The organism is Serratia sp. BNK-4, assembly GCF_048685115.1.
In the GTDB taxonomy this organism is placed as follows: Bacteria; Pseudomonadota; Gammaproteobacteria; order Enterobacterales; family Enterobacteriaceae; genus Serratia; species Serratia bockelmannii.
Window position 1 is genome coordinate 4,883,422 of the sequence record NZ_JBLQTM010000001.1, and the last position, 16,532, is coordinate 4,899,953.

The following is a 16,532-nucleotide window of genomic DNA, read 5'->3' on the forward strand; positions in this document are numbered from 1 at the left end:
CTTACAGATATTTCTTTTTAATGTTGCGTTCAGGTCTCGGCTCTTTAGTACGTACGCCGGTGGTGGGATCAAATGCACCTAGGTGCGTACCGTCGCTGGCTCGATATCCCTCCAGCTCGCCGTGCCGTGAATCCCATTCATAGAATTTACGGCCCTTGTCGCCATACCAGCGTGCTCGAAGGCCTCCTCCCCCCTGAACTGGATTCTTCGACTCACCTTTTTTGAGTTCACCCAGCCCGTGTATATCCTCTGTTTTTGGAGGCCGATGATAATCATGCCCAAATTCTGTTAGCCCTTTGCGGGGTTTGACAAGCTCAGGCTTATCCTCCTTGGCCGGTTTTTTTCGTGGTTTGTTGAACATGACATAAATCGGATCAAGACCACTTTCAACCGGTGGAACCAAAATATAGTCATGGATCTGCTGAACATCACCATTGGGCAATGCAGTCAGCGTTCCTTTCCCTGACACATCGACACTGCCCCCCGTCGAAAGCTTGCCTGCAGGCGCACCAACCGGCGTGACGGTAATAATATAACCGGATACGCTCTTGTCATTCGCCGGTGTCCAGGTCAGAGAGATAGCACCGTCATCAGTGGTAAAGCGTAACTCCCTTTTCACCGCATCCCATGATAGTGGCCTTAGTGGCACCGCACCTTTTACGTTCCGCTCATCAGGGCGAACGATGTTGATGTGGATTTTCTCTTCCCCGACATCCCCCGTCTCACGAGAAACCAGCCGATAAGGTAACCGCACCGAATTATAGTTGCCGAGCGAATTCCTCACATCGTCTCGCGTCAATCCGAACCGACCAACACCCAGGGATGACATGACGGTCAATGCCGGCACGTCCAAACTCTCGGAAAAAACAAAAGAGAGCTGAGCAAACTCAGCCGTGGTGACCTGCCCGTTGGCATACAGTTTTTCCGCAGGTGTCCTCGTCAACGCCGCCGAGGCCCGGGCAAACGCGCCACGGATACCGGCTTCCAGTGTCTCCGTCGTCGCCACCGAATTATAGTTGCTGATAGCAAACCCGCTTTCACGCCAGAAGTAGGCAGTCTGCTCCAGAAACAGCGGACTGGGTTTGCTGCCCATGACCGGCGGATATTTGGGCAAATCGCCATCGCCAACCGTAAGAACGAATTCTTTCTTCGCCTGGTTGCGCCAGAACGCCGCTTGCGCTTGCGGTGACAACGAAGCAATATCCGGATCGGTCGGCTGCCGTGCGCGAATTTTGCTCATATTGTCTTTGGCAATGCGATCAAATTCAGCAACCTGAGCCGCTAGATCCTTTTCTTCCTTACGCAGCCGGGAAAGATCTTCGTTTAATGCAGCAATGGTGCCATTGGTTCTTTCCACGTCACGATGAAATTGTTCGGCTCGTCCCGCCTGACGGCGAGCGCGCGCATTGGCTTCCTGGATAGATTGACGTTCAGCAATTCGCTGATTGAGGGTGATTTGAGCCTGCTTTTCCTCAATCTGTCGCTGGTTGATAGTCCGTTCAGGCAGCAACCATTGATAACTGTGTGACTTTCGGTACTCATCCGTTTGAACTGACTCACGACGTTGGCGTGCATCCTGATAAGTCAGAAATGCCTTGCGTTCGGCTTCGCGTGCATTGACTTCATTTTGCGGAATGATCTCCACCACGGCCACATAAGCCGGCGGCAGATTACTGCCTGGAGGGAACACCACGATACCATCGTGCGTATTGCCACCCGGTTGCGTCGCTGGCAACGGTTTGGCTTCAGCATTATTTATCTCGGTAACACCGTCCACAGGTTTCGCCGTGGTTGGCGGCGCCGGCGCATTGACGCGAATATGAATATCAGGCATGCCCGGTACAATTCCTACCGTATAGACGTCCGGTCGCTTGGTGGGCTTGGCCTCCACAACCGGAACGCTCATCGGTAACGACGGTGAACGAACAACGGCTACTTTTTGCTGCCCCTCATCAACGAGGTCAGCAATACGAGCGCTGACCAGGGTTGCCGGTTGAGTGGGAAGTTGGCCCGGCGGCGTCTGAGTGACCAAATCCGCAGGGAGTGTCGTCACAATATGTCGCACCATAGACATATCATCAGGAGCGATCTTGGTTGGCGTAATGCCTTCCACGACCAATCCCCACAGACTAGTTCGCCACAATGTGCCTACCGTGGGAATACCGAGCGTTTTCACTTTGGTTATCGATTTTGTGATAAACGATTGTACCTTTTGGGATTTCAGTAGGCTGAATCCCCATGCGCCATCGAACAGTGAAAGATTGAACTGTGCCCCCACAGCGACAGACGCTTGTGCTTCCGGAAACAGGCTTAGGTTAACATTGCCGCCACTGTTGGCGGGATCCCTGTCCCCACCATTGTTGCCACCACCAGTATGCCCGCCAGTGTCCTTATCCTTGCCTCCCCATGGGTTGTTTTCTGAACTCCAGCCAGAGTGATCGGATGCATCCACACCCCCACCCAGCCCCGTCGGCCCACCATTCACCCCACCGCCAGGACCGCGGCTGTCTTTACCATCACCACCACTCATAACTCATCTCCTGTTGAAATTGCACACAAATACTGTATGCATATCCAGTTTTTAGCGAGAATTAAAGGAGTTTACAAGTCATTAACCCAGCTGGTTGTTGTGCTGTATATCAAACAAAACAGAGAGGAGGTTTGGGGTGAATGGGGTTTGAGGGCCAATGGAACGAAAACGTACGTCAAGTAGATAATTAATTGTTTAATTTGAAAATTAATGCTCCCTACTCTCCCTTCAAAATATCCTCCGGGAGTATGACTGGTTGCAGAAGCTGGAGTGGGAACGGACGCGCAGCCGGGATTAACCCACATTTGTCAGTGTGACAGCTGTCGCAGGCGGCTGCTTTTTTGTGTCACGCTTGGTATAGACGAGAATAATTATCATTTGATTGGCGGGCTTGAGAGGATGGTTTAGCATCAAACACTATATAAACACAGTGTTTGTGTGCAAAATGACAGATATCAAAAAGGAGATTTTATGGAGCATAAATGGGAAGTTATCCAAACTGACCCCTTAAACCCTACAAGCAAAATCATTTGGGGGCATAATAGGGGGCATGGTTCAAAATCGAAATTGATAAAACTGAGTAAATTCAAATTAATTGGCTATCAAATGCGACTCCTGTGATCTTCCGCCAATCATCGTCTCCCTTGTTCTTCTGTGTTAGCCGAGCTCTGCAGCATAAATGACCGTCCACCTAGATGGATATGAGATCTTGCAGCCAGACAATGAGATTGTCCGGCTGCGCGAGGGATTATTACGGCTACTTATTGAATAGGTGCGTGCCGATGGATAAACAGCCGCTGAGTAAAAAAATGGATGACAGAATAGAAATGTAAATGAGTGACTTCATTCAGGCCTCTGACGATTAGAAAAGCGAAACGCAGCCGGATAACGCAAGCGTTGATGATAGGGTTAAAAGGTAATAGGCAATCTTTAGAAACATAAATTCATCCTGTTTTTGCGGTATCGACTCTCGGTTTGATAACGTCTGATTCATTTTGTAGAAAATGAATAACTGCATATTTAATCCGGCTATCCGGCTATCCGGGTCTGGAAGACCGGGGTGTTTTCACTTTGGCGCCATGTTGAGCGTTTCTTTGCAGTGGATTGACACTGGGTTGATGATTTTTTGGCATGCTTTCATTTTGGGTGAATAAACCATTCAGACAGTTAAACTGTGATGAGGAAAGTCATCGTGAAAACCATGTCGTTAATCTTTTTACTGGTATCAATATTCATCACCGCGATTCATTGTCATGAAAGCCCATGTTCCGGCATTCAAAGCGGTATTGCCATACTCGGCAACGGAGCAGGAGCAATAACCTGTGATTTCAAGTCGTGCTCTTCTCATGATGTACCGCAATGCGTTAATGCCCCCAGGCTTTATATATTCAAACCGTTACTAAAGCGTTTGAAAACCGCGTTAAAACCCCAGTTTTTAACTTCATCAGTCAAATTTTCCTGAATCGTCGGTTGAAGAGTAATGAAACTTTAATTACAGCAAGCTATTGAGTGGAGGATCTTTAAAGTCCCATTACTCTTCTGAACGTCACTTTGCGGTTTCAGGTTTTTGCACTGGCTTAGAACGTGTAGCTTATTGCCACGACTCCCGTTGTCCCCTCCTTTTGTTTAACGATAGGGCTACTGGCGGCGTTATCCCCCAGCCAGGTATGGTTAATGCCAACCCATCCACCCCAGGTTTCGGTAAACTGATGCGCCCACGTCAGGCTCACGTCGGTGCCGTAATAACCGCCTGAGCTGGTATAACGAGAGTAACCCGAGTTAGCGCTTTGCGTGCTATTAACGCCGTACCACGTGTTCATATAGCGAGAGTCTGCAAATAATGCGCTGATTTTTAGCGCAACGGTATCCTCCTCATCCAGAACAGGAATGAAATCGACGGAGGTCGCGTAAGATATCCCCTGGCCATCACTCAGCGGCAGGGTGGCTTTTCCCTCTAAGACCAACCATGGCGTTACCGCCCATCCCAAAGCTAAGCCAGTGTTAACGGTAGCTGAAATATCTCCCATGCCTTTAAGCGTGTCAGATCCTTTACGCCAACCTGAATCTTCATCGGTTCGCCCTGAATCATAGCCTATCGTTGGAATGAAATATAAACCGTTCTTGCTTTGGAAACGAAAACCAGCACCATTCATTGAATCGACAAAAAAGTTATCCTGTTGGAAATGAAATTGCGGCGCGGCTCCCCAGGTTTGTTCATTTGAGCCGCTGTATTTAGGCGATGATGCCGCGCCAAGGCTTACGGTAAATGCCGTTCCGCTGTTATCGTTATTACTTGCATGGCTGGGTGGAATGCTGGATATTATCAGCAGAGCCAACGTATTTTTAATGATTTTCTTTTCTAACATTATTAGCCTCGGTATTATGTGTATCGGTATGATAAGACTGTTCACGCAAGGCGGAGTATGCCGATGATTTGTCAATTAACCGTCAATGAATAATCAATAAATAGCCAAGATCCTTCAGGGGAATGAGATGCAAAATAAACGGGTTCTAGTCATTGAAGACGATGTCGATGCGGCAAATGTACTGGAGGCTTACCTTAAGCGTGAAGGCTATAATGTCGCGGTGGTGGGGAATGGGCTGATGGGTTTGAATACGGCTTTAACCTGGAAGCCCGATCTTATATTACTAGATGTGATGTTGCCTGATATGAATGGAACGGAAATATTGGCGGCGCTCAGGCGCAAGGTGAATACGCCGGTTATCATGATCACGGCCATGGGGGAACCTCATGATAAAATTGGCGCTCTTCGCTATGGTGCGGATGATTATATCGTTAAACCCTATAACCCCGGTGAAGTTATGGCACGTGTGCAGGCAGTGTTAAGACGAAGCGGCGGAAGTCAGCTGGCTGGCGAAGAAATATTGCGCTGGGAAAGGCTCGAACTGGATATCGCTAATATGGTAGCGAGAGTCATCACGAGCGAGGACGGCGCCCATGTTCTGGATTTAACATTAACCGAATTTTCCATTCTCAGTACGTTAATGAAAGCGTCGACACGGCCACTGAGTCGTCAGCTATTACTTGAAAAATGTTTACCTGAAAGCGATGCGCTCGAAAGAGTGGTGGATACGCATGTTTATAATCTAAGACGAAAGCTTGAAGCGGCAGGCGTTGATAACGTGATTTTTAATGTGCGCGGCGTCGGCTATAGGTTTTGCAAATCATGAAAAGGAAAAATAAATCTCTTTTGTTTTGGGTGTCTGTTCGCATCGTCATCGTCGCCATCGTGACGCTTTTTACCATTATTCTGGCGATGTGGGGCATTTTTGCTGCCCAGTATTTTTATGTCATTCATGAAATGCCGGCATCGGTTTACGAAAGATTCTTGGTGCTGCGCGAGAGCCCCAGCCTGGACATAGAGGCGTTTCATGAGATCGTCGATACGTATTGGGGGCTGGATTACAGTACACCTTCGCTGACTTCTTTAAATTGGGGATGGCTGCTTATTTTCCTGATCGTTGTCGTTCCATTGATAACGTTAATGTGCGTGCGCATCGCACGCCCTCTTACCGCCCAATTCCGAAATCTCACCGACGTTGCGGAAACCGTGGCTCAGGGAAATTTTAAGCAACAAGCCGAGCTGGTCCAGGCGTGTCCTGATGAAATAATAAGGTTCTCAATAAATTTCAATGAGATGGTCAATAAACTCGCTTTATACGAGCGTGAAATAAAAGCGTCGCATGTGGCGTTGGCCCATGAGTTGCGTTCACCGTTGACCGGGGCTATGGGCCGCCTTCAGGGCATGATAGACAACGTGTTTCCTGCAAGTCAGGCACAGCTGAATATGGTGATGACGCAATTAAAAAACCTGAGTTATTTGACTGACGATCTGTATTTCCTCTCTCTGGCCAGTGCGGGCCAACTGAAATTAAGTAAAAACGTTTTTACTATCAATAGCGTGTTAAAGGAGAGAGTCGCCTGGCTTAAACCTCAGTTGGAGGCTGCGGGCATGTCCATCTCTATCGAGGAGGGCGGGCCGCTTCATTTTATTGGGGATGAATTCAGACTAGGTCAGGTATTCAGCATACTTATCGAAAATATGCTTCGTTATTGTAGCCAGGGCGATCGAATGTGCATTCGTCTCGAACAGACCGCACAGGAAATCGTGTTGGCTTTTCAAGATACGGGGCCTGGCGTTGCACAGGATTATTTGCCGCAAATGTTTGAGCGTTTTACTCGCGGTGAGACTTCCCGCGCGCGCGATTCCGGCGGCAGCGGGCTCGGGCTCTCCATTGCGAAAGCGATTTGCGCTGCCCATCATGGAACGATAAAGGCCAGTCTGCCGGCCGGCAAAGGGCTGTTAATCACGATAAACTTGCCCCTGCCGGCAGTGTCATAATGCGCTGAAGGGGGCATTATGGGCGGCGAACCCCCTCACTCCCGCTGCAAAAAGAACTGCTTGATGGTCTGCCGCAGCCAGCGGTGCGCCGGATCGCGATCCAGGCGCGGGTGCCAGGCCTGGACGATAAACACCGATTCCAGCTCGAGCGGCAGCTCGAGCTCCGCCAACGGCAGGTGGATGTTGCTCACCCCCTGCAGCACGTGGCGCGGCAGCGGCAGGATAAAGTCCGATTTCATGGTCAGCATCATCGCCGAATGAAAGCCCGGCAGGGTCAGGGCGACGTTGCGCTGCAGGCCGAGATCGCGCAGCGCGTCGTCGATCGGCCCCTGCGTGCGTCCGCGGCGAGAAACGCTGATATGCGGGTAATGGGTCAGGGTTTCGGGCGTTACCCGGCCGATGATCGGGTGCCCAGGGCGCACCAGCGCCTGAAAGGTGCTGGTGAACAGGCTCTGCGTCTTGATTTCCGGGTGCCAGTCGCGTGAGGAACCGATCACCAGATCCACTTTGCCGCTGCGCAGCGCGTCATCCTCGCCGTCGCTTTCGGCGATGAATTTCAGGCCGCTCAGCGGCGCCGATTCCCGCAGCGTCTCCAGCAATCCGCCCGCCAGCGCGCCGATAAAGATATCGTTGGCGCGAATGGTGAAGGTTCTGGTCAGCTTGCCGGGTTCGAACGCATCACTCGGTGCGATCAGCGCAGTGGCCTGCTCGATGATGTCGCCGAGCTGGCGTTTCAACTCCAGCGCACGCGGCGTCGGCACCAGATGCTTACCGGCTCTGACCATGATCGGGTCGTCGAACTGCCGGCGGATGCGCCCGAGAATGCGGCTCATTGCCGGCGCGCTCAGATTCATCTTCTCGGCGGCGCCGCTCACGCTCCCTTCTTCCAGCAGCAGATTCAGCGCATAGATCAGGTTGAAATCAATTTTTTGCGGCATGGCCTCTCCGGGGGGGGGTGCGCTCAATGGGTTGCGTTTTGTGCAACTAGTTAATTACATCATTTCATTTTAAACAATCGAAATAACTCCGGATACTGCCCACGACAACAAAGATTGAGGCTGAAACAGCAGGAGTGGGGAATGGTTGAGGTGTCTGTTACGCCGCACCACAAAAATCGATGGCTCGCCAGCGCCGGTGAAATCAACGGCCGTACCTGGCTGGGGTTGTTCGGCGTGTTTTTGGCGGTGATGGCCAGCGGCGTGGGGGAAAACGCCAGCAAGTTTGCGCTGGCGGATATACAGGGTGGCATGCTGCTGAGCTTCGATGTCGGCAGCTGGCTGACCACATGCTACGTCACCGGCTTTGTGATCGGTTCCGGGTTCACGCCCTGTTTTTGGCCGACCTTTTCGCTGCGCCGGGTGGCGTTGACGATGTGCGGCATTTACCTGGCCGGTGGGCTGTTGACGCCCTGGTTGGGAGATCAGTATGGCGTGCTGCTGGCGGTGCGCAGCCTGCAGGGCTTCGCCGGCGGCGCGTTGCCGCCGATGCTGATGACGGTGGTGCTGCGTTTTATGCCGCCGCTGATCAAGGTGCTGGGGCTGGGTGCCTACGGCTGGGTCTCGGCCTGGAGCGCTACGTTGGGCGCTACCGCCGCCGCCTTTGCCTTTCACTGGGGCTGGAGCGGGTATTTCTACTGGAACCTGCCGCTGATGGCGATCGCCGCCGTGTGCATCGGTTACGGCCTGCCGCAGGATCCGTTGCGGCTGGAGCGCCTGCGGCAGTTCAACTGGCGCGGCCTGCTGCTCGGCGGCATGGCGCTCGGCATGTTGACGGTGGGCATTTCACAGGGGGAGCGCCTCGACTGGCTGAACTCGCCGCTGATCTACGTTTTATTATTGGGCGGCGGCGGATTATTGGCGTTATTTCTGATTAACGAATGGTATCACCCGCTGCCTTTTTTTAATTTGCAGCTATTAAGCAAAAGGAATTTGTCTTTCTCCTTAATTACGCTGGGTGGCGTGCTGTTAATTATGGTGTCGCTGGTTAATATCACGTCGGGATATTTAGCCGCGATTCAGGGTTATCGTCAGGAACAAACCTCCGACTTAATGCTGTGGGTCGCATTGCCGCAATTAATTACGCTGCCGATCGTCGCCATAATTTGCAATACGCCGCGGGTGGATTGCCGCTGGGTGCTGGCGATCAGCCTGCTGTTGATGGCCACCGCCTGCGTGCTGGCGGCTCAGCTGACGCCGGAATGGAACGGCGACACGTTCCGCGTCATCGCGCTGTTGCAGGCGGTCGCTCAACCGATGGCGATCATCCCGTTGCTGATGCAGGCGACCGGCGGGCTGTTGCCGACCGACGGGCCGTTTGCGGCGGCCTGGTTCAACGCGGTGAAAGGTTTCGCCGCCACCGCTGCCGGCGGCGCCATCGCGCTGCTCAGCCGGCAGCGCGGGGATTATCACGCCGGTACGATCGCCGACGGCTTCGGCTCGGCCTACAGCCGCGCATCGGGGTCGGCGGAGCAGCTGGCGCAGCTTGCCGCCCGGCAGGGCCACGTGCTGGCCAGCGCCGATCTTTATCTGTTGGTTGCCGGCCTGGCGTTATTACTGACCGCGCTGATTTTAGTTATGCCGACCCGTATTTATCCGCCGCGTTCGGTCGCTGCCTGACATTTTATCATCAGAAATAAATATTAATTGGAGTCACTTTTATGGCTAACAAGAAAGTCGCCGTCGCCGTATTGGCGGTTGCCGTCATTACGCTGGGGTTATTAATCAATAAGTTCTTTATTAAAGAGACACAGCAGAATACCAACGACGCCTATATTCGCGCCGATATCTCGCGTATTTCTCCGCAGATTGCCGGTGAAATTGCGCAGGTGTTGGTCAGGGACAACCAGTGGGTCAAACAGGGGGAATTGCTGGCGGTGATCGATCCGCGTGAATTCAACGTCGCATTGGCGCAGGCGACGGCGCAGGAGCAATCCGCCCGCGCCCGCCAGGACGACGCCAGGGCCAACCTGACCCGACAGAGCGCGCTGATCGCCGCCGCGCAGGCGGAGCGGCAGGCGGCGCAGGCGGAGCTGGCGTTTGCGCGCCAGGAACAGAACCGCTACCAGAGAATGGCCAGCAGCGGCGCGGGTTCACAGCAGGCGGCGCAGCAGGCGACAACGCGAGTGCACACGCTTTCCGCCAATGTGGCGCAGGCGGAGGCGACGCTTAAAGCGGCGCGAAACATGGAGCAGGTGCTGCAAGCCAAGCTGGCGGACAGCGATGCCGAGCTGATGCTGGCGCAGGCGAAGAAAGCGATGGCCGAGCTGAACCTGTCTTACACCCGCATCACCGCGCCGATCGGCGGCGTGATCGGCAAGAAAAGCCTGCGGGTCGGGGAGTTCGTCAAACCGGGCGATGCGCTGCTGGCCATCGTGCCGCAGGACAAGCTGTACATCATCGCCAACTACCAGGAAACCCAGTTGGAAAACATTGCGCACGGGCAGTCGGTGGACATCCATATCGATACCTTTCCCGGCCAAACGCTGAAAGGGCAGGTGGACAGCATCGCGCCGGCTTCCGGCGTCAGTTTCGCGGCCGTGGCGCCGGAGAACGCCACCGGCAACTTCACCAAGATCGTTCAGCGCATCCCGGTGAAAATTGTATTTGATATCAACAAAGAGCACGCCGCTTTGTTGAGCGCCCTGCGCGTCGGCATGTCTGCGGACGTCAGCATCAATACGCTGGACGGGGGCCTGCAATGAACAGAGCCGTGATCCCGCTGCTGTTGATTGCGCTGAGCGGCTGCCGGGCGGTGGGGCCGGACTACGCTCGGCCGCAGAACGCGCTGCCCGAGAGCTGGGGTGAGCAGGCCGGCGGCGGGGCGCTGCCGGTGGCCTGGTGGTCGATATTCAACGATGCGTCGCTGTCGCAACTGGTGCAGCGCGCGGCGGCCGGCAACCTGGATCTGCAGCTCGCCACGGCGCGCATGCAGCAAAGCCGCGCCTTGCTGGGCGTGACAGAGGCGGCGCTGATGCCGGATCTGAGCCTGGACGGCGCCTATCAGCGCCAGCGCGCCACCTCGGTGGGCAGCATGGATCCGTCCGGCAACGGCGGAGAGGCGGATTATAACCTCTGGCGCGGCGGATCCAGCGCCACCTGGGAGCTGGACATGTGGGGCAAGCTGCGTCGCGCGTCGGAAAGTGCGCGCGCCGGCTTTGCCGCTTCGCAGGAGAACCGGCGCGCACTGCTGACGTCGGTGACGGCGGAGGTGGCGAGCGACTATCTACGCCTGCGCGCCACGCAGCAACAGCTGGCGGTGGCGCAGGAAAACCGCGCCACGGCGCTGCGCACGCTGCAGCTGACGCAAAGTCGTTATCAGAGCGGCGCGGGCAACGAACTGGATGTCGATCAGGCGCAGGTGCAGTTGGCGCAGGTGGATGCCCTGCTGCCGGCGCTGTTCGATCGGCAGGAACGCTTGATCAACGCCATCAGCCTGCTGTTGGGCGAGCGGCCGGGCGCGCTGAAAGCGATGTTGGCGCCGACGAAGCCCCTGCCGACGCTGGCGCGCGCGGTGCCGATGGGCGTGCCGTCGGATCTGGCGCTGCGCAGGCCGGATATTCGCGAAGCGGCGGAGCGTTTGCATCAGGCAACCGCCGAGATCGGCATCGCCACCGCCGACTACTATCCGCGCATCACGCTGACCGGCAATGCGGGCTATCAGGCACTGGCACTGGCGGATATGGGCAGTTGGTCCACGCATACCTTCGCCATCGGCCCCGCCCTGTATTTGCCGCTGTTCGACGGGGGGAAAATCACCCAACGGGTGCGCCTGAGCGAATACCGGCAGCAGGAAATGGCCATCGCCTACCAGCAAACGGTGTTGCGCGCCTGGCACGAGATCGACGACGCGCTTTCCGGCTATCGCGCCCAGCAGCGCCGCCAGACGCACCTGACCGAGGCGCTGGCCGCCAACCGACACGCGTTTGCGCTGGCGCGCGACAGCTATCTGAACGGTGCGAGCGATTTTATCCACGTTCTGAGCACGCAGCGTGCGCTGCTGGATCTGCAGTCCGCGCAAATTGTTTCAGAGGAGGAGACGGCGATCGCCGTGGTGAATATCTATCGAGCGCTGGGCGGCGGCTGGGAACACACCTACCCGTCGGCGGCGCCACAGGAGAAGGCTGATGCACAACACGCTGAATAAGATTGTCGACGAGATGCTGGAAAGAGACACCCGCCGCAAACGGGAGGCCCGGGTGAGCGCCGTGCGGCAAGTCACCGCCCGGATCCGCCGCATCACGTTGAGCGGCGACGATGTGGATAAGTTTATCGCCGATCCGCGCGCGCAGGAGCCGGCCAGTTGGGTCAAAGTGTTCTTCCCGTGGCGCGACACGCTGGCCGGACGGGCTTACACCCTGAGCGGCATCGACAAACTCGCCCGCACTTTCGATATCGATATGGTGCTGCACGGCGAAGGCCCGGCGTCGAACTGGGCGCGCGACGCGATGCCGGGCGACAAGCTGGGGTTCGCCGGCCCTTGCTCCGGCGGCTTCCGGTTGTTGCCGCAAACTCGCTGGCTGCTGTTGCTGGGCGATGAGACCGCGTTGCCCGCCATGCGCACCATTCTCGCCTCGCTGTCCGACCCGTTGCCGGTGCTGTGGTTCGCCGAAGTGGGCGATGCGCAGGAGATTCAGGATGTCGATTATTCCTTTTTGCAGGTGAACAGCTGGCAAATTCGCACCCGACATTTTGACAGCGTGATGAACAGCCCGCTGGTGCAGGCCGTCAGCCATTGCGAACTGCCGTCCGGCGAAGGGCAGGTATGGCTGGCCTGCGAACACCAGATTGCCGCGTACCTGAAGGCGCGCTTTATCAACGAAATGGGTATCTCCCGCGCTGCGCTGTTTGCCAAGGGGTATTGGAAAAAGGGCGAAGCCAACTTCAAGGGCGCGATTTAACTCAGGCGAGTGAGGATGGTTATGATTGAGAGAGTATTATTGGCGGTGGACTGCTTTGAACACAGCGGCAATGCCCTGGATTTTATGGTGCGCCTGCAAGGCAGCATCGGCGACGTGATCGTGCTGACGGTGGTAGACAATGCCTTTACGCTCAGCCGCAGCGGCCTGCGTTTCGACAGCGATGAGCGCGAGGAGTACCCCGCCGCGCTACGGGAAGAGGCGCTGGCGGAAAAGCAGGTCGGTCAGGTGACGCGGGCGCTGAAGCAGCAGGGTTTCAACGCCCAGGGCTTGCTGGCAGCGGGGACGCCCATCGAGGTGATCCCGGAACAGATGGCGCTGTTCAACTGCGATTTGCTGATCATCTCGCACCGCCACCTGTCTTCGTTGGGGCGCTGGCTGAACGCCTCCGTCACGCGCGGCCTGCTGGATGAGATTGGCCAACCGGTATTGGTGATCCCGCGCTAAGCCGGAGGGGGATCTCACTGGCGCTGATAGAGATAAATGTCGGCGCGCCGATCGTTGGGGTTGGCGATCGGCCTCTGGCCGCTGCGCGCTGGCCTGGCGCCGAGCGCAATCAGGTGAATGGGGCTGGCCTGAGGTAAGCGCTCGGCGATACGGTAGCCGCGTTGATATGACAGTGCTCGGTTATGGCTCGCGTTGCCTATTGAGTCTGTGCGGCTGACAATAAATATGCCGTCGTAGTCGGACGTCTGGCTGATGTGCGAGCAGCAACGCGCCAGCGTCGCCTCATCAACCAGGGCGCTACCGCTTGCGAAATGCACCGTGCCGACATGGCTCATGACGATGTTTTCCTTGGTCAGTAGCAAAGCGCCGAGGCTGTTGGCGTCGTAAGCGTTTTCCTGGTGGCACAGTGTGCCCAGGTACTCGTGCAACACGGTGACGAATCGATACTGCACCAGCTGGCTACGGCTCAGCCGTGCGTTGGTGCGGCCGTCGAACCGGAGCAGGCCGGCCTGGCGTTTTGCGTCGCCGAAGCGTTCATATATCGGGCCGGTTTGGCAGCTGGACTGATTGAGCTCGTCGCTGCTTTTAGCATAGGAAAAAGGGGCGCAGAGCAGCATCAGCGCGATCGTTATAACTTTATTCATGTGCGTTAATGTTCCTGGTGGTGGATTCTTGCGAGAAGATAAAGTTGAATTGCTCTTCCAGCGTTGGCGTGGATTCGTTGTTTATATCTTCAAGGTTGATATAGCCCGGATCGGTGAACCACTGGGTAGCGCAGCTCAGCTCTTCGAACTTATCTCGGCCATCCTGATTCTGGGTAACGACGATCAGCTTGGCCGACTTATTATTGATAAAGCCGGTCTTAATGGCTGCGCAGCTCTGTCGGATGCCGGTGACCTCGTCGGGATCGATAACTTCTTTTGTGTCCGACGCAAACAGAATAATGACGTTGCGTGCCATGCCGCGAGAGGCAGAAAACGCGGTGCGCCCCGCCCACAGTAGCCCTTCCAGCGTTTTAATCTTATTGGTGCTAAAGTCGATGCCGGAAAGCGCGCTATTCACATTTTGGGATGAGGTCAGGCCATACTTTACGGTGCTGGCGGGGCAGGTGCCGGCATCGCCAAAATAAACGCCGCGTTTCACCGCGAGGGAGGATAGATATTCCGCACTTTGGTAAGTCGTCTTTGCGGCGCGTTCAAAATCACTCTGCGTAATTGAAAATATTCCAGAGTTAGCAAAATTATCGGTATAATCATCCAGAAGATAATAGTTATCGTACCTTTTTGCGTAATGCTTGGCCAGAGGAAAGTAATCAATATACTGTTGTTGTTGCTTAAGGTTGTCTATAACTTCTTTCTGTGCATCGACATTTTCTTTGGCAATCTTTATGTTTTCATTAGCCATTGGCAGCATCGCCTCAGCAAGTCTTATCTCTTGTTGATAATAACTTATTTGTTCTGTCAGCTCTTTATATTCCTGAGTGCCGGGATCATGTTGACTAAGCTCATTATTCAAATATATTATCATCTGATTACTATAATCAATCTCTGCGTTTAATCTTCCGAGATATTCCTCGGCCATTCTTAATGTATTTGCAAGTTCAGCCAGGTAATCTTCTTGCGCAAAGAAGCTTTCCCACCAGACAAATGAAAAGGCATCGCTCCGGGCGATCCCGGTATAGCATTTGCCCCCGGAGTTGACGCGAAAAGAGTATGGGATCACCGTCGTTCGGGTAGCCGGCGCTTCGGCATACAGGCGGGATAGTGAGCTCATTAGCGCCGCCCGCGCCTGCATCACGTTTGCACGGTTAAGACTGCTGGCCTCGACGGCGATAATCACGTGTAACGGTCTGAAAACTTTGACGGCGTTATCCGCCGTGGAGATCCTGACCTCTGGGTCGAGGCCAATGGTTTTGTTTATTTCATCGAAGGGAACGTTAGTGTTTTGACTGACGTTGGAAGTGGTCGCGAGCAGTTCGCTGATCCGCTTATTTTCTTTTAGCTCCTGAAGCTTTTCCAGCGTGGTTTCTTGCAGCTCCGCTGAGAAGGCATGGGTTGCCTGATTCATATTGGCGCCTGTCGCTTCGGCTAGCCGCCCAGCATTGGCGGTCACCGTTCCTCTTTCTACCATCGAGGTACGGGTCACGACGGAGGTCAGCCGCATTTCTCGCGTTTTTTCCATGATGGTGGAGGAGTAGTTTTCGACCCAAAAAATAGAGATCACCACCATCATGCCGCCAATCGCCCACAGCGGCATTAATCCACCCTGTTCATCACCTAAAAAACGCTCGAATTTATTCTTCATGATTATTATCTTCTAATGATGATGGCCAATTTGGATGGCACTTTCTGCCAGCAGCGTTTTATTTTTAGAGAATAATCCCGGTTCTGTTTTTTTACAGATGGAAACCCGATACACCGAGTTAGATTTGCCGAATGAGGTTTTGATATCGATGCCATAGTCAGTCAGCCGCTTGGTGAGCTGGCAGCCTTCTTTGCTCCCGGGTAGCTTATACATGCTGTATTGCCCCGTTGCGTAGGCGATTTCCTCAACGAAAACGTCGAAAAACGGCGCTTCTCCGCCGTTCTTGATCTGGCTAAACATTTTAGCGACGTTAACGACGTCGCCTTGGCTTAAATTGGCATTGCCAAACAGGCTGTCACGATGGGAAATAATATTCACCATTTGATCGGCCAGTTTATTAATACTAAACTGTACTGACATGACCAAAGCCTGCTGCATGGTATAAATCAGCAGCACGGACAAGAATAGGGTAACAAAGGTGCCTTCAACGGCGACGCTGCCATCCTCCTTATCAACAAGCCTGTTAATGGAAGTAATCATTGACGATAAATACCTCGCGATCAAATTGTTGTGGGAAAGACAGTAGGTCGCTTATCCAATCGCTGCTGTATTCACGTTGGATCTGATAGGCGATGTTAATCAGCTTGGTTTTCTTTCCGCACTTTTTGCTGACTTTGATATTGACATCCTCATAGCAGGTTATCTTTGGCTCCGAATAGATCAGCGCGCTGAAATAAAACTCACTGCCGCTCTTTTTTAAATCGGCCAGGAAGTTTTCATTTATCTTTTCGACATCGTTGTCTAAAAACGAGAGATCGACGCGCTGTGACGCAAACTCTTCGTTGAAATAAATGATTGAGATATCGTTCTGAAACCTCAGCACCTCATAAATCATCATCAATATGATAAAGAGGATCGGCAGCAGCACGCTGGCCTCGATGGTTGAGATACCTCGCTCCTCACTCCCTACTCT

General features: G+C 54.3%; 14 protein-coding genes. 7 read left to right on the forward strand and 7 right to left on the reverse strand.

Annotated elements, in window-relative coordinates; translation table 11 throughout:
* Position 1: 1 nt before the first annotated feature.
* Positions 2–2,530 carry a colicin-like bacteriocin tRNase domain-containing protein gene (locus tag ACMGGW_RS23180; RefSeq protein WP_197832502.1) on the reverse strand — a complete coding sequence of 843 codons (2,529 nt, stop codon included), beginning with the start codon at positions 2,528–2,530 and terminating at the stop codon, positions 2–4.
* A gap of 1,577 nt (positions 2,531–4,107) precedes the next feature.
* Positions 4,108–4,896 carry a MipA/OmpV family protein gene (locus ACMGGW_RS23185; RefSeq protein ID WP_197832503.1) on the reverse strand — a complete coding sequence of 263 codons (789 nt, stop codon included), beginning with the start codon at positions 4,894–4,896 and terminating at the stop codon, positions 4,108–4,110.
* Positions 4,897–5,023: 127 nt separating this feature from the next.
* Here ACMGGW_RS23185 and ACMGGW_RS23190 point away from each other — a divergent pair, with 127 nt between their 5' ends.
* Both ACMGGW_RS23190 and ACMGGW_RS23195 read left to right on the forward strand, forming a co-directional pair.
* A complete protein-coding gene (locus tag ACMGGW_RS23190; RefSeq protein WP_151428690.1) occupies positions 5,024–5,722 on the forward strand; it encodes a response regulator in 699 nt (232 codons plus the stop codon).
* Positions 5,719–6,894, forward strand: a complete 1,176-nt coding sequence (locus ACMGGW_RS23195; protein ID WP_420279535.1) for a sensor histidine kinase — start codon at positions 5,719–5,721, stop codon at positions 6,892–6,894. Before ACMGGW_RS23190 ends, ACMGGW_RS23195 begins: the two co-directional genes overlap by 4 nt.
* A gap of 35 nt (positions 6,895–6,929) precedes the next feature.
* Here the strand turns inward: ACMGGW_RS23195 and ACMGGW_RS23200 are convergent, their stop codons facing one another.
* Positions 6,930–7,832: a LysR family transcriptional regulator gene (locus ACMGGW_RS23200; protein ID WP_025304814.1), complete on the reverse strand. Its 903-nt coding sequence runs from the start codon at positions 7,830–7,832 to the stop codon at positions 6,930–6,932.
* Between the two features lie 141 nt (positions 7,833–7,973).
* Here ACMGGW_RS23200 and ACMGGW_RS23205 point away from each other — a divergent pair, with 141 nt between their 5' ends.
* The 5 genes from ACMGGW_RS23205 to ACMGGW_RS23225 are packed head-to-tail and all read left to right on the forward strand — an operon-like array spanning position 7,974 to position 13,255.
* On the forward strand, positions 7,974–9,509 hold the full coding sequence (locus ACMGGW_RS23205) for an MFS transporter (protein WP_099816921.1): 1,536 nt from the start codon (positions 7,974–7,976) through the stop codon (positions 9,507–9,509).
* A 41-nt stretch (positions 9,510–9,550) separates the two neighbouring features.
* Entirely contained in the window at positions 9,551–10,594 is a 1,044-nt protein-coding gene (locus tag ACMGGW_RS23210) for an HlyD family secretion protein (protein WP_043140870.1), read from the forward strand.
* A complete protein-coding gene (locus ACMGGW_RS23215; RefSeq protein ID WP_049204730.1) occupies positions 10,591–12,036 on the forward strand; it encodes an efflux transporter outer membrane subunit in 1,446 nt (481 codons plus the stop codon). Before ACMGGW_RS23210 ends, ACMGGW_RS23215 begins: the two co-directional genes overlap by 4 nt.
* Complete coding sequence (locus tag ACMGGW_RS23220; protein ID WP_025304817.1) at positions 12,017–12,790, forward strand: siderophore-interacting protein; 774 nt, start codon at positions 12,017–12,019, stop codon at positions 12,788–12,790. The genes ACMGGW_RS23215 and ACMGGW_RS23220 overlap by 20 nt, the downstream gene beginning before the upstream one ends.
* A 21-nt stretch (positions 12,791–12,811) precedes the next feature.
* Complete coding sequence (locus ACMGGW_RS23225) at positions 12,812–13,255, forward strand: universal stress protein (protein WP_089181708.1); 444 nt, start codon at positions 12,812–12,814, stop codon at positions 13,253–13,255.
* Positions 13,256–13,269: 14 nt separating this feature from the next.
* On the opposite strand, the gene ACMGGW_RS23230 is transcribed toward ACMGGW_RS23225, so the two are convergent.
* From ACMGGW_RS23230 to ACMGGW_RS23245, 4 genes are read right to left on the reverse strand one after another with little or no spacing between them, the layout of a single operon-like run.
* Entirely contained in the window at positions 13,270–13,899 is a 630-nt protein-coding gene (locus ACMGGW_RS23230; protein ID WP_060434853.1) for a hypothetical protein, read from the reverse strand.
* A complete protein-coding gene (locus ACMGGW_RS23235) occupies positions 13,892–15,559 on the reverse strand; it encodes a hypothetical protein (protein WP_049205744.1) in 1,668 nt (555 codons plus the stop codon). The genes ACMGGW_RS23230 and ACMGGW_RS23235 overlap by 8 nt, the downstream gene beginning before the upstream one ends.
* A gap of 12 nt (positions 15,560–15,571) precedes the next feature.
* On the reverse strand, positions 15,572–16,099 hold the full coding sequence (tadF, locus tag ACMGGW_RS23240) for a tight adherence pilus pseudopilin TadF (RefSeq protein WP_197832504.1): 528 nt from the start codon (positions 16,097–16,099) through the stop codon (positions 15,572–15,574).
* Entirely contained in the window at positions 16,083–16,487 is a 405-nt protein-coding gene (locus tag ACMGGW_RS23245; RefSeq protein WP_197832505.1) for a hypothetical protein, read from the reverse strand. Before ACMGGW_RS23245 ends, tadF begins: the two co-directional genes overlap by 17 nt.
* Positions 16,488–16,532: the final 45 nt, after the last annotated feature.

Coding starts and splice junctions, on each gene's coding strand:
- ACMGGW_RS23180 (WP_197832502.1), bottom strand. CDS start 2,530: ATGAGTGGTGGTGATGGTAAAGACAGCCGCGGTCCTGGCGGTGGGGTG.
- ACMGGW_RS23185 (WP_197832503.1), bottom strand. CDS start 4,896: ATGTTAGAAAAGAAAATCATTAAAAATACGTTGGCTCTGCTGATAATA.
- ACMGGW_RS23190 (WP_151428690.1), top strand. CDS start 5,024: ATGCAAAATAAACGGGTTCTAGTCATTGAAGACGATGTCGATGCGGCA.
- ACMGGW_RS23195 (WP_420279535.1), top strand. CDS start 5,719: ATGAAAAGGAAAAATAAATCTCTTTTGTTTTGGGTGTCTGTTCGCATC.
- ACMGGW_RS23200 (WP_025304814.1), bottom strand. CDS start 7,832: ATGCCGCAAAAAATTGATTTCAACCTGATCTATGCGCTGAATCTGCTG.
- ACMGGW_RS23205 (WP_099816921.1), top strand. CDS start 7,974: ATGGTTGAGGTGTCTGTTACGCCGCACCACAAAAATCGATGGCTCGCC.
- ACMGGW_RS23210 (WP_043140870.1), top strand. CDS start 9,551: ATGGCTAACAAGAAAGTCGCCGTCGCCGTATTGGCGGTTGCCGTCATT.
- ACMGGW_RS23215 (WP_049204730.1), top strand. CDS start 10,591: ATGAACAGAGCCGTGATCCCGCTGCTGTTGATTGCGCTGAGCGGCTGC.
- ACMGGW_RS23220 (WP_025304817.1), top strand. CDS start 12,017: ATGCACAACACGCTGAATAAGATTGTCGACGAGATGCTGGAAAGAGAC.
- ACMGGW_RS23225 (WP_089181708.1), top strand. CDS start 12,812: ATGATTGAGAGAGTATTATTGGCGGTGGACTGCTTTGAACACAGCGGC.
- ACMGGW_RS23230 (WP_060434853.1), bottom strand. CDS start 13,899: ATGAATAAAGTTATAACGATCGCGCTGATGCTGCTCTGCGCCCCTTTT.
- ACMGGW_RS23235 (WP_049205744.1), bottom strand. CDS start 15,559: ATGAAGAATAAATTCGAGCGTTTTTTAGGTGATGAACAGGGTGGATTA.
- tadF (WP_197832504.1), bottom strand. CDS start 16,099: ATGATTACTTCCATTAACAGGCTTGTTGATAAGGAGGATGGCAGCGTC.